This window comes from Enterobacter hormaechei subsp. hoffmannii, from assembly GCF_001729745.1.
In the GTDB taxonomy this organism is placed as follows: Bacteria; Pseudomonadota; Gammaproteobacteria; order Enterobacterales; family Enterobacteriaceae; genus Enterobacter; species Enterobacter intestinihominis.
In genome coordinates, this window is record NZ_CP017186.1 from 654,982 (window position 1) to 675,147 (window position 20,166).

Genomic DNA, 20,166 nt, shown 5'->3' on the forward strand with positions numbered 1-20,166 from the left:
TTGAATAATCGCTCAGCGTAATTTTTATGAATGGTAACAATATGAAATACAAGGTTTTAGTCTTTGCAGCACTGGCGCTGATGGCAGGGCGCGTGGCACAGGCGGAGCAAATTGGCTCCGTGGACACCGTGTTTAAAATGTTTGGGCCGGACCACAAAATTGTGGTGGAGGCCTTTGACGATCCGGACGTTAAAAACGTCACCTGCTATGTCAGCCGGGCGAAGACCGGCGGGATTAAAGGCGGCCTGGGGCTGGCTGAAGACACGTCTGACGCGGCCATCTCCTGCCAGCAGGTTGGTCCGGTGGAATTGAGTGACAAAATTAAAAACGGCAAAGCGCAGGGCGACGTTGTATTCCAGAAACGGACCTCGCTGGTGTTCAAAAAGCTACAGGTGGTCCGTTTTTATGACGCGAAGCGCAACACACTGGCTTATCTGGCTTATTCCGACAAAGTCGTGGAAGGCTCACCGAAAAACGCGATTAGCGCGGTGCCGATTATGCCGTGGCATTGATAAAAAAAACGGCGCAAAAGCGCCGTTTTTTACTGCGTGACGGGAGGATTACTCCTGGAGGTCACCGCAGAAACGATAGCCTTCACCATGGATCGTGGCGATGATTTCCGGCGTATCAGGCGTAGATTCGAAATGTTTACGAATACGACGGATGGTTACGTCAACGGTACGATCGTGTGGCTTCAACTCACGACCGGTCATTTTCTTCAGCAGTTCTGCACGGGACTGGATCTTGCCCGGGTTTTCGCAGAAGTGCAGCATCGCGCGGAATTCACTGCGCGGCAGTTTGTACTGCTCACCGTTCGGGCTAATCAGCGAACGGCTATTGATATCAAGTTCCCAGCCGTTGAATTTGTAGCTGTCGACGCTACGACGCTCTTCACTGACCGTACCCAGATTCATGGTGCGGGACAGCAGGTTGCGTGCACGAATGGTTAACTCGCGAGGGTTGAACGGCTTGGTGATGTAGTCATCCGCGCCGATTTCCAGACCAAGAATTTTATCAACCTCGTTGTCACGGCCTGTCAGGAACATCAACGCGACGTTCGCCTGTTCACGCAGTTCGCGCGCCAGAAGAAGCCCGTTTTTGCCCGGCAGATTGATATCCATAATCACCAGGTTGATATCATTTTCAGAAAGGATCTGATGCATCTCTGCGCCATCGGTCGCTTCAAAGACATCGTAGCCTTCTGCTTCGAAAATGCTCTTTAACGTGTTGCGTGTTACCAACTCGTCTTCAACGATAAGAATGTGCGGGGTCTGCATGTTTGCTACCTAAATTGCCAACTAAATCGAAACAGGAAGTACAAAAGTCCCTGACCTGCCTGATGCATGTCGCAAATTAACATGATCGGCTTAACGTGACTAAAGTACGTAATTGCGTTCTTGATGCACTTTCCATCAACGTCAACAACATCATTAGCTTGGTCGTGGGTACTTTCCCTTTGGACCCGACAGTGTCAAAAACGGCTGTCATCCTAACCATTTTAACAGCAACATAACAGGCTAAGTGACACCGGACACCCAATAAAACTACGCTTCGTTGACATATATCAAGTTCAATTGTAGCACGTTAACAGTTTGATGAAATCATCGTAGCTGAATGCTAGCCTTTGTCACAATTTTTCAATAAACCAACTAGTTGCGGACATTGATTGATAAACGGTACGAATCCAATCGGAAAAGAGTATTCATAAGGTCATTATCATTACAAAACATAAGGATAATGGACTTCTGTTAACATTCTAACTGATTGTTCAGCCACAAAATAGTTTAGCTTTTTTTAATTGTTATGAAACGCTATTTCGGTGATTTGTGTTGCAAAATTGTAAATTCGTGCTGCGTAATATGTTGAAGTGAATCACATTTTTACCTGCTAACTGATTAAAAAGAGAGCATAAATGCATCTGTCGATTGTGCTGGTGGCACCAGCAAGAGCTGAAAATATTGGCGCTGCGGCGCGTGCCATGAAGACCATGGGTTTTACCGATTTGCGTATCGTAGACAGCACGGCGCATCTGGAGCCTGCTGCGCGATGGGTGGCGCACGGTTCGGGTGATATTCTCGATAATATAACCACTTACGCTACGCTCGCTGAGGCGCTGCACGATATGTCGTTTACCGTCGCGACGACCGCGCGCAGCCGGGCGAAGTTTCATTATTACGCCACGCCTGCTGAACTGGTGCCAATGCTGGAAGAGAAAAGCCAGTGGCTGGAGAAAGCCGCGCTGGTGTTTGGGCGAGAAGATTCCGGGCTGACTAACGAAGAACTGGAACTGGCTGACGTGCTGACGGGCGCGCCGATGGTGGCGGATTATCCGTCACTCAATCTGGGGCAGGCGGTGATGGTGTACTGCTATCAATTAGCATCCTTAATACAAATTTCTCAGCCGCCAGCGTCAGTAACGGATGAAAACCAGCTGGCGGCGCTGCGTATTCGTGCAGATAAGCTTCTCGAGCAACTGGGCGTCGCTGACGATCAAAAAATGGTGGACTGGTTACAGCAGCGCCTGGGGCGTCTTGAACAGCGCGACACGGCAATGCTGCACCGATTGCTTCATGATATTGAAAAAAAATTAGCCGAGTAAAATAGTGTCATAGGTTTTTATTATGGCCGATCCTGCTGATGTCTGGGGTTGCATCTGGGGTATTCCGATGAAAATAAATCTGCACGCAGCGGGACGTGAGAATGTCCCGAATTGTGATCAAATTAAAAATTCATTGACTTAAGGTGTTCGATCCTTTAACCCTAAAAGAATAGAGCACAGACAGATAATAATGACAGAGTACACAACATCCATGAAACGCATCAGCATCACCACCATTACTACAACCATCATCATTACCACAGGTAACGATGCGGGCTGACGCGTACAGGAAAAACAGAAAAAAGCCCGCACCTGAATAGTGCGGGCTTTTTTTTCGGCTAAAGGAAATGAGGTAGAACCATGCGAGTGTTGAAGTTCGGCGGTACATCAGTGGCAAATGCAGAGCGTTTTCTGCGTGTTGCCGATATCCTGGAAAGTAACGCCAGGCAGGGGCAGGTTGCTACCGTGCTCTCTGCCCCGGCAAAAATCACGAACCACCTGGTGGCGATGATTGAAAAAACCATCGGTGGCCAGGATGCACTTCCGAACATCAGCGACGCCGAGCGTATCTTCGCTGAACTGCTTCAGGGGCTGGCAGACGCCCAGCCTGGCTTCCCGCTGGCGCAGCTGAAAACCACCGTTGAACTCGAATTTGCCCAGATTAAACACGTTCTTCACGGTATCAGCCTGCTGGGTCAATGTCCGGACAGCATCAACGCGGCGCTAATTTGCCGGGGTGAAAAACTCTCTATCGCCATCATGGCAGGCGTGCTGGAAGCGCGCGGTCATCACGTGACGGTCATCGATCCGGTTGAAAAACTGCTGGCTGTGGGACACTACCTTGAATCCACCGTCGACATTGCCGAGTCGACACGCCGCATTGCGGCGAGCAAAATCCCGTCTGACCACATGATCCTGATGGCAGGCTTCACCGCCGGTAACGAGAAGGGCGAACTGGTGGTGCTGGGGCGTAACGGCTCTGACTACTCCGCTGCCGTGCTGGCGGCCTGTTTACGTGCAGACTGTTGTGAGATCTGGACTGACGTTGATGGTGTATATACCTGTGACCCGCGCCAGGTGCCGGACGCCAGGCTGTTGAAGTCGATGTCGTACCAGGAAGCGATGGAGCTTTCCTACTTCGGCGCCAAAGTGCTTCACCCACGTACCATCTCCCCGATTGCCCAGTTCCAGATCCCTTGCCTGATTAAAAATACCGGTAATCCGCAGGCGCCGGGTACGCTGATTGGCGCCAGCGCTGATGAAGATGACCTGCCGGTAAAAGGCATTTCGAACCTTAATAACATGGCGATGTTCAGCGTCTCTGGCCCGGGTATGAAAGGTATGGTTGGCATGGCGGCACGCGTATTTGCGGCCATGTCCCGTAACGGGATCTCCGTGGTGCTGATCACGCAGTCTTCTTCCGAATACAGCATCAGCTTCTGCGTCCCGCAGGGCGATTGCCTGCGCGCCCGTCGCGCGCTGGAAGAAGAGTTCTACCTGGAGCTGAAAGAAGAGCTGCTGGAGCCGCTCTCTATTCAGGAGCGTCTGGCCGTGATCTCCGTGGTAGGCGACGGCATGCGCACCCTGCGCGGAATCTCCGCCAAATTCTTTGCCGCCCTGGCGCGGGCCAATATCAATATCGTGGCGATTGCCCAGGGCTCATCAGAGCGTTCAATTTCCGTTGTCGTGGATAACGATGACGCCACTACCGGCGTGCGCGTGGTGCATCAGATGCTGTTCAACACCGACCAGGTGATTGAGCTGTTCCTGGTGGGCGTCGGCGGCGTCGGCGGCGCGCTGCTGGAGCAGGTAAAGCGCCAGCAGGAGTGGCTTAAGAAGAAACATATCGATTTGCGCGTCTGCGGAATTGCGAACTCGAAAGCGTTGCTGACTAACGTCCACGGTCTGAACCTGGAAAACTGGCAGGCGGAACTGGAAGAGGCGAAAGAGCCGTTCAACCTGGGTCGTCTGATCCGTCTGGTGAAAGAGTATCACCTGCTTAACCCGGTGATCGTCGACTGTACCTCCAGCCAGGCTGTGGCCGATCAGTACGCGGATTTCCTGCGCGAAGGTTTCCATGTGGTGACGCCGAACAAAAAGGCCAACACCTCGTCGATGGATTACTATCACCAGCTGCGTCTGGCGGCGAGCAAGTCGCGCCGCAAGTTTCTGTATGACACCAACGTGGGCGCGGGCCTGCCGGTCATCGAGAACCTGCAAAACCTGCTGAACGCGGGCGACGAACTACAGCGTTTCTCCGGCATCCTCTCCGGCTCCCTGTCGTTTATCTTCGGCAAGCTGGACGAAGGGATGAGCCTGTCGGAAGCCACCCGCGCCGCGCGCGAGCTGGGCTACACCGAGCCGGATCCGCGCGACGACCTCTCCGGTATGGATGTGGCGCGTAAGCTGCTGATCCTGGTGCGCGAAACCGGCCGCGAGCTGGAGCTTTCGGATATCGTGATTGAGCCGGTGCTGCCAGCAGAATTTGATGACAGCGGCGACGTCAGCGCTTTTATGGCCAGGTTGCCGCAGCTTGACGACGCCTTTGCCGCCCGCGTTGCGAAAGCCCGTGATGAAGGTAAGGTATTGCGCTATGTTGGCAATATTGAAGAAGACGGCGTCTGCCGCGTGAAGATTGCCGAAGTGGATGGCAACGATCCGCTGTACAAGGTGAAAAACGGCGAGAACGCCCTGGCGTTCTACAGCCATTATTATCAGCCACTGCCGCTGGTACTTCGCGGCTATGGCGCAGGGAATGATGTGACGGCGGCGGGCGTGTTTGCCGATCTGCTGCGTACCCTGTCATGGAAGTTAGGAGTTTAAGATGGTTAAAGTATATGCCCCGGCTTCCAGCGCCAATATGAGCGTCGGATTTGACGTGCTGGGCGCGGCGGTCACGCCAGTGGATGGTTCGCTGCTGGGCGATACGGTAACGGTTGAGGCGGCAGAGCGCTTCAGCCTGAATAACGTCGGCCGTTTTGCCAGCAAGCTGCCGCCTGAACCGCGTGAGAATATCGTTTATCAGTGCTGGGAACGCTTCTGTCAGGAGATCGGTAAAAACGTGCCGGTCGCCATGACGCTGGAAAAGAGCATGCCGATTGGTTCGGGACTCGGCTCCAGCGCCTGCTCGGTGGTCGCCGCGCTGGTGGCGATGAATGAGCACTGCGGCAAGCCGCTGAACAACAGCCGCTTGCTGGCGCTGATGGGCGAGCTGGAAGGGCGCATCTCCGGCAGCATTCATTATGATAACGTGGCGCCGTGCTTCCTTGGCGGCATGCAGCTGATGATTGAAGAAAATGGCATCATCAGCCAGCAGGTGCCAGGGTTTGATGAGTGGCTGTGGGTGCTTGCCTATCCGGGCATTAAGGTTTCTACCGCCGAAGCGCGTGCGATCCTGCCGGCGCAGTATCGTCGTCAGGACTGTATCGCCCACGGGCGTCATCTGGCGGGCTTTATTCATGCCTGCTATACCCGACAGCCGCAGCTGGCGGCGAAACTGATGAAAGACGTTATTGCCGAGCCGTATCGCACGAAGCTGCTGCCGGGCTTTAACGAAGCGCGACAGGCATCCATGGATATCGGCGCACAGGCGTGCGGCATCTCCGGCTCCGGCCCAACGCTGTTCGCCTTATGCGACAAGCCAGACACCGCGCAGCGCGTGGCGGACTGGCTCTCTAAACACTACCTGCAAAATCAGGAAGGCTTTGTTCATATTTGCCGTCTGGACACGGCTGGCGCACGAGTACTGGGATAACGAATGAAACTCTACAACCTTAAAGATCATAACGAGCAGGTCAGCTTTGCGCAGGCGGTAACGCAGGGTTTGGGCAAAAATCAGGGGCTGTTCTTCCCCCACGACCTGCCGGAATTTCAACTGACTGAAATCGATGAACTGCTTAAGCAGGACTTTGTCACCCGCAGCACCAAAATTCTGTCTGCGTTTATTGGTGACGAAATCCCGCAGGAGCTGCTCGAAGAGCGCGTGCGCGCGGCGTTTGCTTTCCCGGCCCCGGTGAAGCAGGTGGAGCCTGACGTTGGCTGTCTGGAGCTGTTCCACGGCCCGACGCTGGCGTTCAAAGATTTCGGCGGTCGCTTCATGGCGCAGATGCTGACCCACATCAGCGGCGACAAACCGGTGACCATCCTGACCGCGACCTCAGGTGATACCGGTGCGGCGGTGGCTCATGCGTTCTACGGCCTGAAAAACGTCCGCGTGGTGATCCTCTATCCGAAAGGCAAAATCAGCCCGCTTCAGGAAAAACTGTTCTGCACTCTTGGGGGCAACATTGAAACCGTGGCGATCGACGGCGATTTCGATGCCTGCCAGGCGCTGGTGAAGCAGGCCTTTGATGACGAAGAGCTGAAGGCGGCGCTGGGGCTGAACTCTGCCAACTCCATCAACATCAGCCGTCTGCTGGCGCAGATCTGCTACTACTTCGAAGCGGTGGCCCAGCTGCCGCAGGACGCGCGCAATCAGCTGGTAGTTTCTGTGCCAAGCGGGAACTTCGGCGATCTGACGGCGGGCCTGCTGGCGAAATCACTCGGCCTGCCGGTGAAGCGCTTTATCGCCGCTACCAACGCCAACGACACCGTGCCGCGTTTCCTGAAGGACGGAAAATGGGCGCCGAACGCGACGCAGGCCACGCTCTCCAATGCGATGGATGTGTCACAGCCTAACAACTGGCCGCGTGTGGAAGAGCTGTTCCGCCGTAAGGTCTGGCGTCTGGGCGACCTGGGCTACGCAGCGGTGACGGACGAAACCACGAAAGCCACCATGCGCGAGCTGAAAGCGGTGGGCTATACCTCTGAGCCGCACGCGGCGATTGCCTATCGTGCCTTGCGCGATCAGCTTCAACCGGGTGAGTATGGCCTGTTCCTCGGTACCGCCCATCCGGCCAAGTTCAAAGAGAGCGTGGAAGCGATCCTGGGTGAAACGCTGCCGCTGCCAAAAGAGCTGGCCGAGCGCGCCGACCTGCCGTTGCTGTCCCATGAGCTGCCCGCAGACTTTGCCGCACTGCGTAAGCTGATGATGACCCGAGCGTGAGTTTATTGCCCGGTGGCGGCTACGCCTTACCGGGCCTGGAACATTTCAGAAAGTAGGCCGGGTAAGGCGAAGCCGCCACCCGGCTTTTTTATGGAGAAAATAAGGAGAAAAACAGCAGGAAAAAAGCAGAAATTCCCAATAAATGCGGTCACTTAGGGTTTAGGATTGCAGAGAATAACATCCACCGTTCCCATCACGTACTCTCCTTACATCGGCCCACGTTGGGCAAGAAGAATAAGGAGTCACCTATGTCTACACTGAAACCTGCACTTATCGCGCTTTCACTGATGCTGGTCGCTCCCATGGCGGTGCAGGCAGCTGAGATCACCCTCGTCCCTGCGGTAAAACTGCAAATTGGCGATCGGGATAATAACGGACACTACTGGGATGGCGGCCGCTGGCGCGACCATGACTGGTGGAAAGCGCACTATGACTGGCGCGATAACCACTGGCGTCCGCACGATGAACATCGCGATCGTCACGATCATCACCGTCATGACGATCATCGCCCGGGGCCGGACCGGAAGCACCATTAATACAAACCCCGCCAGCTGGCGGGGTTGTCTTTTATTGCTCGTGACGCTTAAACACCAGCTCGTTTTTTCCTGACGATGCCTCGTCGAAGAAATACCCTTCACTGTTAAAGCCAGTGAGCTGCTCTGGCTTCGTCAGGCGGTTTTGAATGATGAAGCGGCTCATCAGACCGCGCGCTTTTTTGGCGTAGAAGCTGATCACTTTAAATTTGCCGTTTTTCTCGTCGAGGAACACCGGCTTGATAATGTCCGCATCCAGCTTTTTCGGCTTCACCGATTTGAAGTACTCATCGGAGGCCAGGTTGATCACCACGTTGTCCCCCTGGGCTTGCAGCGCCGCGTTAAGCTTATTGGTAATGACATCGCCCCAGAACTGGTACAGATCTTTGCCTTTGGCATTTTCCAGGCGGATACCCATCTCCAGACGATATGGCTGCATCAGATCCAGCGGGCGCAGCACCCCGTACAGGCCGGATAACATGCGCAGATGCTGCTGGGCAAAATCGAAATCGGCTTCGCTAAACGTTTCTGCTTGCAGGCCAGTGTAGACGTCACCTTTGAAGGCCAACAGCGCCTGGCGGGCGTTAGCGGGCGTGAAGTCAGGCTGCCACTCGTGAAAACGGGTGGCGTTCAGGTCGGCGAGTTTATCACTGATGCTCATCAGCGAAGCGATTTGCGGAGCCGAAAGCTTACGCGCCTCGTGGATCAGCTGTTGCGAGTAGTCCAGCAATTCCGGCTGGGTATAACGCTCAGTGGCGAGCGGGCTCTGGTAGTCGAGCGTTTTGGCAGGTGAAATCAGAATCAGCATATCCAGTCCTTGCAGGAAATTTAGAGCGACTTTAACAAAAAATCGCCCTGAATTGATCGATAGCTGTTATTGCCGCGGCAAATCATCCCAGGTGCCAGGAGCAATTTGTGATTCGATTTCGGGATAGCGTGAGGCGTCAAAGACGGGCTGTACGCCGAGCTTGCGCTGACGCAGATAATCGCGCGCGATCAGCGCTACAACCGGTGAAAGAAGCAAAATTGCCGTCAAATTGGTGATGGCCATCAGCGCCATAATGACATCCGCCAGTTGCCAGATCATCGGCATGCTGAGCAGGCAACCGACAAATACCATGGCCAGCACACCCGCGCGAAGGATGTTGCGGGCCAGACGCGAGTCAACTTTCAGGAAAATAAGGTTGTTCTCGGCATAGATATAGTTCACCACAATAGAACTGAAGGCAAAAAGCCCCACGACAAGGGCGACAAGGCCTGCGCCCCAACCGCCGACGAGGGAGACCAGCGCCTGTTGTACCCAGTGAATGCCTGCTGTACTGCCGGATGGATGTTCAACGGCGCCGGACAGCAACATTATCATCGCACTGGCGGAGCAGATAACAATGGTGTCTGTGAAGACGCCAATCATCTGTACAATGCCCTGCGCGGCGGGATGCGGGGGCCAGGATGCGGCCGCTGCGGCGGCATTCGGCGTGGAGCCCATTCCCGCCTCGTTGGAGAACATGCCTCGCTGAAAACCCGCAGTGAGCGCCTGGCTAAGGGTGTAACCCAGCGCGCCGGAAGCCGCTTCGCGCCAGCCGAACGCGCTTTGGAAAATGGTGACGATGACGTTCGGCACTTCGTCGATATGTATCGCGCATACCAACAGGCTGGTTGACACCCACAGCAGCGCCATCAGCGGAACCAGCCACTGCATCAGGCGGGCTACCCCTCTCAGCCCGGTCACAATGGTCAGCAGGGTGAGAAGGGCAAGCGCGCTGCCCGTCAGCCACTCCGGACAATTGAAGGCAAAGCGCAGCGCGTGGGCGACGGAATTAGCCTGAACGGTATTGAAAATAAGACCATAGGCCATCAGTAAAAAGATTGAGAACAGGACGCCCATCCAGCGCATTCCCAGTCCGCGAGCCATATACCAGGCGGGGCCGCCGCGAAATTGACCGTTGCCGTCTTTTTCTTTGTAGAGCTGCGCAAGCGAGCATTCAGCAAAGGAGGTGGCCATACCGATAATCGCCGTCACCCACATCCAGAATACCGCGCCCGGACCGCCCGCGCCGATTGCCAGCGCGACACCGGCCAGGTTACCGCTGCCGACGCGCGCGGCCAGGCTGGTACAGAGCGCCTGAAATGAGGTCAGGCCGCCCGGCTGTGGTGTGACGCTGTTTTTCAGACTTCTGCCAAATTTGCGAATATAGCGAAACTGAATCAGTCCGCTGCGCCACGTAAACCAGATACCTGCTCCTGAAAGCAGGTATATCATGATTGAACCCCAGAGAACTTCGTTAATAAAGAAAAAGAAATCAGGCACTAACGTCCCTCTTGTTGATGCCAACGTGAATATGTAAGCGCTACCACTGATTGTGCATGCTGTTACTTAGCAGCCTGTTAATATTCTGAGTTTATCATACTCTGCCTAAGCGCACTGTCTGCGGTTGCGCTGCCTCTCACTCGTGTTATCATCAGGGCAGACCGGTTACATCCCCCTAACAAGTAAACCTGTCATTTTTCCGCTGCTGGCAGGCTGTCGGTAGTGTGAATTATCCAGGGAACGTTAAAAGAGAAACACTATCATGACGGATAAATTGACCTCCCTTCGTCAGTTCACCACTGTCGTCGCTGACACCGGAGATATTGCGGCAATGAAGCTGTACCAGCCGCAGGATGCTACAACCAACCCTTCTCTGATCCTTAACGCCGCGCAGATCCCTGAGTATCGCAAACTGATCGACGAGGCGGTGACCTGGGCAAAAGCACAGAGCAATGACCGCGCGCAGCAGGTTGTGGATGCGACTGACAAACTGGCAGTAAACATCGGTCTGGAAATCCTGAAGCTCGTTCCTGGCCGTATCTCTACTGAAGTTGATGCTCGCCTGTCCTACGACACCGAAGCGTCTATTGCCAAAGCAAAACGCCTGATCAAACTGTACAACGATGCGGGCATCAGCAACGACCGTATCCTGATCAAACTGGCCTCTACCTGGCAGGGCATTCGCGCCGCTGAACAGCTGGAAAAAGAAGGGATCAACTGTAACCTGACTCTGCTGTTCTCCTTCGCACAGGCGCGTGCATGTGCCGAAGCTGGCGTATACCTGATTTCTCCGTTTGTGGGCCGTATTCTGGACTGGTACAAAGCCAACACCGACAAGAAAGAGTATGCGGCGTCTGAAGATCCAGGCGTGATTTCCGTGACGGAAATCTACGAATACTACAAACAGCACGGCTATGAGACCGTTGTTATGGGCGCAAGCTTCCGTAACGTCGGTGAAATCATTGAGCTGGCTGGCTGTGACCGCCTGACCATCGCCCCTGCGCTGCTGAAAGAGCTGGCAGAAAGCGAAGGAGCTATCGAGCGTAAACTGTCCTACACCGGTGAAGTGAAAGCGCGCCCAGAGCGCATCACCGAGTCCGAGTTCCTGTGGCAGCACAACCAGGATCCAATGGCCGTAGATAAACTGGCGGACGGTATCCGTAAGTTTGCTATCGACCAGGAAAAACTGGAAAAAATGATCGGCGACCTGCTGTAATCATTCTGCGTGACCGGGTTCCCGGTCACGCCTCTTTCCCCCGCCTCTGTCTGATTTTTCTCTCTGCGTGTATCATTCCCTTTAATCAGTACTTTTTGAATGGAATGGATATGAATACCTTACGCATCGGCTTAGTGTCGATTTCTGACCGCGCCTCCAGCGGTGTTTATCAGGATAAAGGCATCCCTGCTCTGGAAGCGTGGCTGGGCAGCGCGCTCACTACCCCGTTTGAGATCCAGACTCGCCTGATCCCGGACGAGCAGCCGATCATCGAGCAGACCCTGTGTGAGCTGGTGGATGAGATGAGCTGCCACCTTGTGCTGACGACGGGCGGAACCGGCCCCGCGCGCCGCGATGTAACGCCGGACGCGACGCTGGCTATCGCCGATCGTGAAATGCCGGGCTTCGGTGAACAGATGCGCCAGATCAGTCTACACTTTGTCCCGACGGCCATTCTTTCCCGTCAGGTCGGGGTGATCCGCAAACAGGCGCTGATCCTGAACCTGCCGGGGCAGCCGAAGTCGATAAAAGAAACGCTGGAAGGAGTAAAAGCCGAAGACGGCAGCGTTATCGTCCACGGTATCTTTGCAAGTGTACCGTATTGTATACAACTGCTTGACGGTCCGTACGTGGAAACTGACGACAACGTGGTAGCAGCATTTCGCCCTAAAAGCGCTCGCCGCGAAACAATCTCCTGAAAATGCTTTAAATGTGACATTAGCGCCAGCCGCAGTAGCGTGTAAATGGATTTACGATATAGTAATTTTTTCTTTACGATTGCTGTAAAAAATAATCCACAACACATGCACAATGGTTCGCTATGTCACATAACACCCGACCTCTGAATCGACAGGACTACAAAACCCTCACGCTCGCTGCTCTGGGCGGCGCGCTGGAGTTTTACGACTTCATCATCTTTGTCTTCTTCGCCGCCGTCGTGGGGGCGCTGTTTTTCCCGGCGGATATTCCTGAATGGCTGCGTCAGGTGCAAACCTTCGGCATTTTCGCTGCCGGGTATCTGGCGCGTCCGCTGGGCGGCATTGTTATGGCGCACTTTGGCGATCTGGTTGGGCGCAAGAAGATGTTTACCCTCAGCATCCTGCTGATGGCCGTGCCGACGCTGGCGATTGGCCTTTTGCCTACCTATGAGTCGATGGGCATTATCGCCCCGTTATTGCTGCTGCTGATGCGTATTCTCCAGGGCGCGGCCATCGGCGGGGAAGTGCCGGGCGCGTGGGTGTTTGTCGCTGAGCACGTCCCGGTGCGCCGCATCGGCATTGCGTGCGGAACGCTGACCGCAGGACTGACGATTGGGATCCTGCTTGGCTCCGTGGTTGCAACCATCATCAATACCAGCATGACGCAACAGGCCGTTCACGACTGGGGCTGGCGTATCCCGTTCCTGCTGGGCGGGGCGTTTGGGCTGGTGGCAATGTACCTGCGACGTTGGTTGCAGGAGACGCCAGTATTTCTGGAAATGCAGCAGCGGAAGGCGCTGGCGCAAGAATTGCCGGTAAAAACCGTAGTAGTGCGGCATAAAAAAGCGGTAGTCGTGTCGATGCTTCTGACCTGGCTGCTGTCTGCGGGTATCGTGGTGGTCATTTTGATGTCGCCGGTCTGGCTGCAAAAACAGTACGGTTTTGCGCCTGCGGTGACTTTACAGGCGAACAGTATCGCGACAATTATGCTCTGCTTTGGCTGTCTGGCCGCGGGACTGGCGGCGGATCGTTTCGGTGCCAGCGTGACCTTTATTGTCGGCAGCCTGCTGCTGGCCGCGTCGAGCTGGGCATTCTACCATCTTGCGGGCAGCCATCCTGAACAGTTGTTCCTGCTGTACGGCATCGTCGGGCTGTGCGTGGGCGTCGTTGGCGCCGTACCGTACGTAATGGTCCGCGCCTTCCCGCCGGAGGTACGCTTCACCGGCATCTCTTTCTCTTATAACGTCTCGTATGCCATTTTCGGTGGGCTGACCCCGATTGTGGTCACGGTGTTGATGGGGCTGTCACCCCTTGCACCTGCATGGTACGTGCTGGCGTTATCGCTGATGGGGCTGGTATTGGGGATGTGGCTTCGCCAGTCAGAGGGATGTCGTGCCCGCGACGCGGGCACGACAGAGGGATCAGTGTTTTTCACCAATCGGTAATACGGTGCGGCCGAACTGCTCGTTCAGCACTTCACCCATTGCCAGGTAGATAGCGCTTGCGCCGCACACCAGACCGACCCAGCCGGCAACGTGAACGATGCCTTCGTTATCCGCCAGGTGACCCGCGGCAAGCAGAGCGAACAGCACGGTCAGGCTCAGGAAGACGAATTGCAGCGCGCGGTTCGCCTTCAGGGTGCCGAAGAACATGAACAGGGTGAACACGCCCCACAGTCCCAGGTACACGCCCAGGAAATGGGCGTTTGAAGCATCTGCCAGGCCCATTTTAGGCATCAGCAGAATGGCGACCAGCGTCAGCCAGAACGAACCGTAAGAGGTAAAGGCGGTTAAGCCGAAGGTATTGCCTTTCTTATATTCCAGCAGGCCCGCGAAAATTTGCGCGATACCGCCGTAAAAAATGCCCATCGCCAGGATTACGCCGTCCATCGGGAACATCCCGATGTTGTGCAGGTTCAGCAGAATGGTGGTCATGCCAAAACCCATCAGGCCCAGCGGAGCCGGATTAGCCAACTTAGTGTTGCCCATAAGTCCTCAAAAAAATCATCATTAATATGGTGAAATGGTTAAACCCGCGCCAGTTCTACCTGACGGGGCGCGGCATCATAATGGGCGGCATCGGCGCCGTCTATGATCTCATCGGGGTGAAATTAAAAAATTTTTTATCCTTCCCCCTTGATGGATGCCGTTGTGACCCCATCTTGTAAGCAACCGCAGTGTGTGGACCTGAAAAAAATCAAATCTGGGCAGTTGAAAAAGCACGTTCTGCCCTTATTACAGGTACACAACCACATGTTGACTGAATTTTTAGTGGAGACGTTTAGATGGGTAAAATTATTGGTATCGACCTGGGTACTACCAACTCTTGTGTAGCGATTATGGATGGCACTACTGCACGTGTGCTGGAGAACGCCGAGGGCGATCGCACCACGCCTTCTATCATTGCTTATACCCAGGATGGTGAAACTCTGGTTGGTCAGCCGGCTAAACGTCAGGCAGTGACAAACCCGCAAAACACCCTGTTTGCGATCAAACGCCTGATTGGCCGCCGCTTCCAGGACGAAGAAGTTCAGCGTGACGTTTCCATCATGCCTTACAAAATCATCGCAGCCGATAACGGCGATGCATGGCTTGATGTGAAAGGCACCAAAACTGCACCTCCGCAGATCTCTGCTGAAGTGCTGAAGAAAATGAAGAAAACCGCGGAAGATTACCTGGGTGAACCGGTAACTGAAGCTGTTATCACCGTACCTGCTTACTTCAACGATGCTCAGCGTCAGGCAACCAAAGATGCTGGCCGTATCGCAGGTCTGGAAGTAAAACGTATCATCAACGAACCAACCGCAGCAGCACTGGCTTACGGTCTGGATAAAGAAGTTGGTAACCGTACTATCGCGGTTTACGACCTGGGTGGTGGTACCTTCGATATCTCTATTATCGAAATCGACGACGTTGACGGCGAAAAAACCTTCGAAGTTCTGGCAACCAATGGTGATACCCACCTGGGTGGTGAAGACTTCGATACCCGTCTGATCAACTACCTCGTTGACGAGTTTAAGAAAGATCAGGGCATTGACCTGCGTAACGACCCGCTGGCCATGCAGCGCCTGAAAGAAGCGGCTGAGAAAGCGAAGATCGAACTGTCTTCCGCTCAGCAGACCGATGTGAACCTGCCGTACATCACCGCAGACGCGACCGGTCCAAAACACATGAACATCAAAGTGACCCGTGCGAAACTGGAAAGCCTGGTAGAAGACCTGGTGAACCGTTCTATCGAGCCACTGAAAGTTGCATTGCAGGACGCTGGCCTGTCCGTGTCTGATATTCAGGACGTTATCCTGGTAGGTGGTCAGACTCGTATGCCAATGGTTCAGAAGAAAGTTGCTGAATTCTTTGGTAAAGAGCCACGTAAAGACGTGAACCCGGACGAAGCGGTTGCTATCGGTGCTGCGGTTCAGGGTGGTGTTCTGACGGGTGAAGTGAAAGACGTACTGCTGCTGGATGTTACTCCGCTGTCACTGGGTATCGAAACCATGGGTGGCGTGATGACTCCGCTCATCAACAAAAACACTACTATCCCGACGAAACACAGCCAGGTGTTCTCTACCGCTGAAGACAACCAGTCTGCGGTAACCATCCATGTGATTCAGGGTGAGCGTAAGCGTGCGGCGGATAACAAATCTCTGGGTCAGTTCAACCTGGACGGTATTAACCCGGCACCACGCGGCATGCCACAGATCGAAGTCACCTTCGACATCGATGCTGACGGTATCCTGCACGTGTCTGCGAAAGACAAAAACAGCGGTAAAGAGCAGAAGATCACCATCAAGGCATCTTCTGGCCTGAACGAAGCGGAAATCGAAAAAATGGTTCGTGATGCCGAAGCTAACGCGGAATCCGACCGTAAGTTCGAAGAGCTGGTTCAGACCCGTAATCAGGGTGACCATCTGCTGCACAGCACCCGTAAGCAGGTTGAAGAAGCGGGCGATAAACTGCCAGCGGAAGACAAAACTGCGATCGAAACTGCACTGAGCGCGCTGGAAACGTCTCTGAAAGGCGAAGACAAAGCGGACATTGAAGCGAAGATGCAGGAGCTGGCACAGGTTTCTCAGAAGCTGATGGAAATCGCTCAGCAGCAGCACGCACAGCAGCAGGCGGGCGCTGATGCTTCCCAGAACAACGCGAAAGACGACGATGTTGTCGACGCTGAGTTCGAAGAAGTGAAAGATAAAAAATAATCGCCCTGATGCAGGGTAATTAATCGGCACGGGCGTAGGAGTATTCTCCACGCCCGTGCTCGCATGTTAAGGGGCTTAAAAAAACCAATGGCAAAGCAAGACTATTACGAGATTTTAGGCGTTCCGAAAACTGCGGAAGAGCGTGAAATCAAAAAGGCATATAAGCGCCTGGCCATGAAATTCCACCCTGACCGTAATCAGGGTGACAAAGAGGCTGAAGCCAAATTTAAAGAGATTAAAGAAGCCTACGAAGTCCTGACCGATGCACAAAAACGTGCGGCTTATGACCAGTATGGTCACGCGGCCTTTGAACAGGGCGGCATGGGCGGCGGTGGATTTGGTGGCGGCGGCTTCGGCGGCGGCGCTGATTTCAGCGACATCTTTGGCGATGTATTTGGCGATATCTTCGGCGGCGGTCGTGGTCGTCAGCGCGCGGCGCGCGGCGCAGATCTGCGCTATAACATGGACCTGACACTGGAAGAAGCGGTTCGTGGCGTAACCAAAGAGATCCGTATCCCGACGCTGGAAGAGTGTGACGTTTGCCACGGCAGCGGCGCGAAAGCGGGGACTCAGCCACAGACCTGTCCAACCTGTCACGGTTCCGGTCAGGTGCAGATGCGCCAGGGCTTCTTCGCGGTGCAGCAGGCCTGTCCGCATTGTCATGGTCGCGGTACGCTGATTAAAGATCCGTGCACCAAATGCCACGGTCACGGTCGCGTGGAGAAAACCAAAACGCTGTCCGTTAAGATCCCGGCAGGCGTAGATACGGGCGACCGCATCCGTCTGGCAGGTGAGGGGGAAGCTGGCGAGCACGGCGCACCGGCAGGGGATCTGTACGTTCAGGTTCAGGTTAAACAGCACGCCATCTTCGAGCGTGAAGGTAACAACCTGTATTGTGAAGTGCCGATCAACTTTGCGATGGCGGCGCTGGGCGGCGAAATCGAAGTGCCGACGCTGGACGGTCGCGTTAACCTGAAAATCCCTGGCGAAACCCAGACCGGGAAGCTGTTCCGCATGCGCGGCAAAGGCGTTAAATCCGTTCGCGGTGGCGCGCAGGGTGACCTGTTATGCCGCGTGGTCGTTGAAACGCCGGTCGGCCTGAACGACAAGCAGAAACAGCTGCTGAAAGAGCTTCAGGAAAGCTTTGGTGGCCCGACGGGTGAGAAAAACAGCCCGCGCTCCAAAAGCTTCTTCGATGGCGTCAAAAAATTCTTCGACGATTTAACCCGCTAACCTGCCAGCTGGTTACTATCCTTTAAAGCCCGGAAGCGATTCCGGGCTTTTTGCTTTACAGCGTTATTCCTCGGTTAAACTGAATCTATAACCAATATTAATCTGTTTTTACCGATCTGTTTGCGCTGATATTATGGTTTTACCGAGGTATTGTTGTAAAAGAGAGTTTAAACGTGAAATTACTACACCGTTTCTTTAGCAGTGAGGCATCCGGCGGCGTCATCCTGATTATTGCTGCTGCAGCCGCCATGCTGCTCGCCAATATGGGCATGACGCGCGATCTCTATCACGCATTTCTGGAAACCCCCGTCGAGCTGAAGGTCGGGGCGCTGGAAATTAACAAGAACATGCTGCTGTGGATCAACGATGCGCTGATGGCGGTGTTCTTCCTGCTGGTAGGCCTGGAGGTCAAACGTGAGCTGGTGATCGGTTCTCTTGCCAGCCGTCAGCGCGCGGCGTTTCCGGTGATCGCGGCGATTGGCGGGATGATCGTTCCCGCTTTGCTCTTTCTCGCGTTTGCGTGGCAGGATCCGGTTGCGCGTGACGGCTGGGCGATCCCGGCCGCAACGGATATCGCGTTTGCGCTCGGGGTCTTAGCCTTGCTCGGTAGCCGCGTCCCGGTAGCACTGAAAATTTTCCTGATGGCGCTGGCGATTATCGATGACCTGGGCGCTATCGTGATTATCGCGCTGTTCTACACCAGCGATCTGTCGGTTCTGTCGCTGAGCGTGGCGGCCGTGGCTATTGTGGTGCTGGCGTTGCTGAACGTCTTCAACGTCCGACGCACGGGTATTTATATTCTGGTGGGGATGGTGCTGTGGACGGCGGTGCTGAAGTCTGGCGTGCATGCCACGCTGGCGGGCGTCATCGTTGGCTTCTTTATTCCGCTGAAGGAGCAGGACGGCAAATCGCCTGCCAGACAGCTGGAGCATGTGCTTCATCCGTGGGTGGGCTTTATGATCCTGCCGCTGTTTGCATTTGCCAACGCGGGTGTTTCCCTGGCCGGTGTTACCCTGGACGGACTCACCTCTGTGCTGCCGCTGGGTATCATCGCTGGTTTGTTTATCGGTAAGCCGCTGGGTATCAGCCTGTTCTGCTGGCTGGCGCTGAAGCTGAAGCTGGCGTCATTGCCAAACGGAACCACCTTTAGTCAGATTATGGCCATCGGCGTGCTGTGCGGTATTGGATTCACCATGTCGATCTTTATCTCGACGCTGGCGTTTGGCACCAGCGCGCCTGAGCTTATCGTCTGGGCGAAACTCGGCATTCTTATCGGGTCGTTACTGGCCGCGGTTATTGGTTATACCTTGTTGAAGGTGAAGTTGTCCGGACAGGCTGTCCAGGCATAACAGGAAACCGGGAGAAGGGAAGCCTTCTCCCGATAAACTATCAGGGAGTGAAAACGTGATGTCTCATTTGAACTATAACCATCTCTATTACTTCTGGCATGTCTACAAGCAGGGCTCGGTCGTGGGAGCGGCAGAGGCGCTCTACCTGACACCACAAACTATTACCGGGCAAATCAAAGCCCTGGAAGAGCGCTTACAGGGCAAGCTTTTTAAGCGGAAAGGACGTGGCATTGAGCCGAGCGAGCTGGGCGAACTGGTGTTCCGCTATGCGGACAAGATGTTCACCCTGAGCCAGGAGATGCTGGATATCGTTAACTATCGCAAAGAGTCGAACCTGCTCTTTGACGTGGGCGTGGCGGATGCGTTGTCCAAACGGCTGGTAAGCGGTGTGCTGGATGCGGCGGTGGTGGAAGATGAACAGATTCATTTACGCTGCTTTGAGTCCACTCACGAGATGCTGCTGGAACAGCTGAGCCAGCATAAGCTGGATATGATTATCTCGGACTGCCCAATCGACTCCACGCAGCAGGAAGGCTTGTTCTCGGTGAAAATTGGCGAATGCGGCGTCAGTTTCTGGTGCATTAATCCGCCGCCGGAAAAACCGTTTCCTGCTTGCCTGGAAGAGCGCCGCCTGCTGGTGCCGGGTAGGCGGTCTATGCTCGGACGTAAGCTGCTGAACTGGTTTAACTCGCAGGGGCTGAACGTGGAGATCCTCGGTGAGTTCGACGATGCGGCTTTGATGAAGGCTTTTGGCGAGGCGCACAACGCTATCTTCGTTGCCCCGACGCTGTACGCGCACGATCTCTATTCAGACGACAAGATTACCGAGATTGGCAGGGTGGATAACGTGATGGAAGAGTATCACGCCATATTCGCCGAAAGGATGATTCAGCACCCGGCGGTGCAGCGAATCTGCAACCGCGACTACTCGGCGCTGTTTACGCCGCCGGCAATCTGAAGACATAAAAAAACCCGCGTTAAGCGGGTT

Annotated in this window: 19 protein-coding genes and 1 other annotated feature; of the genes, 15 read left to right on the forward strand and 4 right to left on the reverse strand. The window is 54.7% G+C overall.

Annotated features, from left to right (window positions below):
• The first annotated feature begins 41 nt into the window (after positions 1-41).
• Entirely contained in the window at positions 42-512 is a 471-nt protein-coding gene (gene creA / locus BFV65_RS03110) for a protein CreA (protein ID WP_003856503.1), read from the forward strand.
• 48 nt (positions 513-560) lie between these two features.
• On the opposite strand, the gene arcA is transcribed toward creA, so the two are convergent.
• Positions 561-1,277, reverse strand: a complete 717-nt coding sequence (gene arcA, locus BFV65_RS03115) for a two-component system response regulator ArcA (protein ID WP_003856501.1) — start codon at positions 1,275-1,277, stop codon at positions 561-563.
• Positions 1,278-1,372: 95 nt separating this feature from the next.
• Here arcA and yjjY point away from each other — a divergent pair, with 95 nt between their 5' ends.
• From yjjY to BFV65_RS03140, 7 genes are all read left to right on the forward strand, one after another.
• The gene (gene yjjY / locus BFV65_RS23045) at positions 1,373-1,513 is read left to right on the forward strand and encodes a YjjY family protein (protein ID WP_001541509.1); all 141 of its coding nucleotides are present in this window, start codon (positions 1,373-1,375) and stop codon (positions 1,511-1,513) included.
• A 399-nt stretch (positions 1,514-1,912) separates the two neighbouring features.
• Positions 1,913-2,599, forward strand: a complete 687-nt coding sequence (locus tag BFV65_RS03120; RefSeq protein ID WP_063148251.1) for a tRNA/rRNA methyltransferase — start codon at positions 1,913-1,915, stop codon at positions 2,597-2,599.
• A gap of 211 nt (positions 2,600-2,810) precedes the next feature.
• A complete protein-coding gene (thrL, locus tag BFV65_RS22265) occupies positions 2,811-2,879 on the forward strand; it encodes a thr operon leader peptide (RefSeq protein ID WP_015572623.1) in 69 nt (22 codons plus the stop codon).
• Positions 2,818-2,935 (forward strand) — a sequence feature (Thr leader region). (Overlaps the previous gene by 62 nt.)
• A gap of 24 nt (positions 2,936-2,959) precedes the next feature.
• Positions 2,960-5,422, forward strand: coding sequence for a bifunctional aspartate kinase/homoserine dehydrogenase I (gene thrA, locus BFV65_RS03125; RefSeq protein WP_022646997.1), 2,463 nt, complete (start codon positions 2,960-2,962; stop codon positions 5,420-5,422).
• Position 5,423: 1 nt separating this feature from the next.
• Positions 5,424-6,353, forward strand: coding sequence for a homoserine kinase (gene thrB, locus BFV65_RS03130; protein ID WP_023299286.1), 930 nt, complete (start codon positions 5,424-5,426; stop codon positions 6,351-6,353).
• Between the two features lie 3 nt (positions 6,354-6,356).
• Positions 6,357-7,643, forward strand: a complete 1,287-nt coding sequence (thrC, locus tag BFV65_RS03135; RefSeq protein ID WP_003856490.1) for a threonine synthase — start codon at positions 6,357-6,359, stop codon at positions 7,641-7,643.
• Positions 7,644-7,891: 248 nt separating this feature from the next.
• Complete coding sequence (locus BFV65_RS03140; RefSeq protein ID WP_022646999.1) at positions 7,892-8,179, forward strand: DUF2502 domain-containing protein; 288 nt, start codon at positions 7,892-7,894, stop codon at positions 8,177-8,179.
• Positions 8,180-8,210: 31 nt separating this feature from the next.
• Here the strand turns inward: BFV65_RS03140 and yaaA are convergent, their stop codons facing one another.
• Together yaaA and BFV65_RS03150 are read right to left on the reverse strand one after the other, a co-directional pair.
• Positions 8,211-8,984: a peroxide stress protein YaaA gene (gene yaaA, locus BFV65_RS03145; protein ID WP_069596227.1), complete on the reverse strand. Its 774-nt coding sequence runs from the start codon at positions 8,982-8,984 to the stop codon at positions 8,211-8,213.
• Between the two features lie 66 nt (positions 8,985-9,050).
• Complete coding sequence (locus tag BFV65_RS03150; protein WP_023299289.1) at positions 9,051-10,484, reverse strand: alanine/glycine:cation symporter family protein; 1,434 nt, start codon at positions 10,482-10,484, stop codon at positions 9,051-9,053.
• A gap of 262 nt (positions 10,485-10,746) precedes the next feature.
• Between BFV65_RS03150 and tal the strand changes: the two genes are divergently transcribed.
• The 3 genes from tal (at position 10,747) to BFV65_RS03165 (ending at position 13,843) form a co-directional block, all read left to right on the forward strand.
• Positions 10,747-11,700: a transaldolase gene (tal, locus tag BFV65_RS03155; RefSeq protein ID WP_003856481.1), complete on the forward strand. Its 954-nt coding sequence runs from the start codon at positions 10,747-10,749 to the stop codon at positions 11,698-11,700.
• 110 nt (positions 11,701-11,810) lie between these two features.
• Positions 11,811-12,398 carry a molybdopterin adenylyltransferase gene (gene mog / locus BFV65_RS03160; RefSeq protein WP_063150295.1) on the forward strand — a complete coding sequence of 196 codons (588 nt, stop codon included), beginning with the start codon at positions 11,811-11,813 and terminating at the stop codon, positions 12,396-12,398.
• Between the two features lie 122 nt (positions 12,399-12,520).
• On the forward strand, positions 12,521-13,843 hold the full coding sequence (locus BFV65_RS03165; RefSeq protein ID WP_023305417.1) for an MFS transporter: 1,323 nt from the start codon (positions 12,521-12,523) through the stop codon (positions 13,841-13,843).
• On the opposite strand, the gene satP is transcribed toward BFV65_RS03165, so the two are convergent.
• Positions 13,820-14,386 (reverse strand): acetate uptake transporter, encoded by a 567-nt coding sequence (satP, locus tag BFV65_RS03170; protein ID WP_022647004.1) that lies wholly within the window; start codon positions 14,384-14,386, stop codon positions 13,820-13,822. The genes BFV65_RS03165 and satP overlap by 24 nt on opposite strands.
• 296 nt (positions 14,387-14,682) lie before the next feature.
• Between satP and dnaK the strand changes: the two genes are divergently transcribed.
• From dnaK to nhaR, 4 genes are all read left to right on the forward strand, one after another.
• Positions 14,683-16,596, forward strand: a complete 1,914-nt coding sequence (gene dnaK, locus BFV65_RS03180) for a molecular chaperone DnaK (RefSeq protein WP_006810169.1) — start codon at positions 14,683-14,685, stop codon at positions 16,594-16,596.
• An 87-nt stretch (positions 16,597-16,683) separates the two neighbouring features.
• Positions 16,684-17,829, forward strand: coding sequence for a molecular chaperone DnaJ (dnaJ, locus tag BFV65_RS03185; RefSeq protein WP_008502040.1), 1,146 nt, complete (start codon positions 16,684-16,686; stop codon positions 17,827-17,829).
• A 173-nt stretch (positions 17,830-18,002) separates the two neighbouring features.
• A complete protein-coding gene (gene nhaA, locus BFV65_RS03190) occupies positions 18,003-19,178 on the forward strand; it encodes a Na+/H+ antiporter NhaA (protein WP_069596228.1) in 1,176 nt (391 codons plus the stop codon).
• A gap of 58 nt (positions 19,179-19,236) precedes the next feature.
• The gene (gene nhaR / locus BFV65_RS03195) at positions 19,237-20,136 is read left to right on the forward strand and encodes a transcriptional activator NhaR (RefSeq protein ID WP_003856462.1); all 900 of its coding nucleotides are present in this window, start codon (positions 19,237-19,239) and stop codon (positions 20,134-20,136) included.
• Positions 20,137-20,166: the final 30 nt, after the last annotated feature.

Coding starts and splice junctions, on each gene's coding strand:
- creA (WP_003856503.1), top strand. CDS start 42: ATGAAATACAAGGTTTTAGTCTTTGCAGCACTGGCGCTGATGGCAGGG.
- satP (WP_022647004.1), bottom strand. CDS start 14,386: ATGGGCAACACTAAGTTGGCTAATCCGGCTCCGCTGGGCCTGATGGGT.
- arcA (WP_003856501.1), bottom strand. CDS start 1,277: ATGCAGACCCCGCACATTCTTATCGTTGAAGACGAGTTGGTAACACGC.
- tal (WP_003856481.1), top strand. CDS start 10,747: ATGACGGATAAATTGACCTCCCTTCGTCAGTTCACCACTGTCGTCGCT.
- BFV65_RS03140 (WP_022646999.1), top strand. CDS start 7,892: ATGTCTACACTGAAACCTGCACTTATCGCGCTTTCACTGATGCTGGTC.
- dnaJ (WP_008502040.1), top strand. CDS start 16,684: ATGGCAAAGCAAGACTATTACGAGATTTTAGGCGTTCCGAAAACTGCG.
- nhaR (WP_003856462.1), top strand. CDS start 19,237: ATGTCTCATTTGAACTATAACCATCTCTATTACTTCTGGCATGTCTAC.
- thrC (WP_003856490.1), top strand. CDS start 6,357: ATGAAACTCTACAACCTTAAAGATCATAACGAGCAGGTCAGCTTTGCG.
- yaaA (WP_069596227.1), bottom strand. CDS start 8,984: ATGCTGATTCTGATTTCACCTGCCAAAACGCTCGACTACCAGAGCCCG.
- thrA (WP_022646997.1), top strand. CDS start 2,960: ATGCGAGTGTTGAAGTTCGGCGGTACATCAGTGGCAAATGCAGAGCGT.
- mog (WP_063150295.1), top strand. CDS start 11,811: ATGAATACCTTACGCATCGGCTTAGTGTCGATTTCTGACCGCGCCTCC.
- dnaK (WP_006810169.1), top strand. CDS start 14,683: ATGGGTAAAATTATTGGTATCGACCTGGGTACTACCAACTCTTGTGTA.
- BFV65_RS03165 (WP_023305417.1), top strand. CDS start 12,521: ATGTCACATAACACCCGACCTCTGAATCGACAGGACTACAAAACCCTC.
- BFV65_RS03120 (WP_063148251.1), top strand. CDS start 1,913: ATGCATCTGTCGATTGTGCTGGTGGCACCAGCAAGAGCTGAAAATATT.
- thrB (WP_023299286.1), top strand. CDS start 5,424: ATGGTTAAAGTATATGCCCCGGCTTCCAGCGCCAATATGAGCGTCGGA.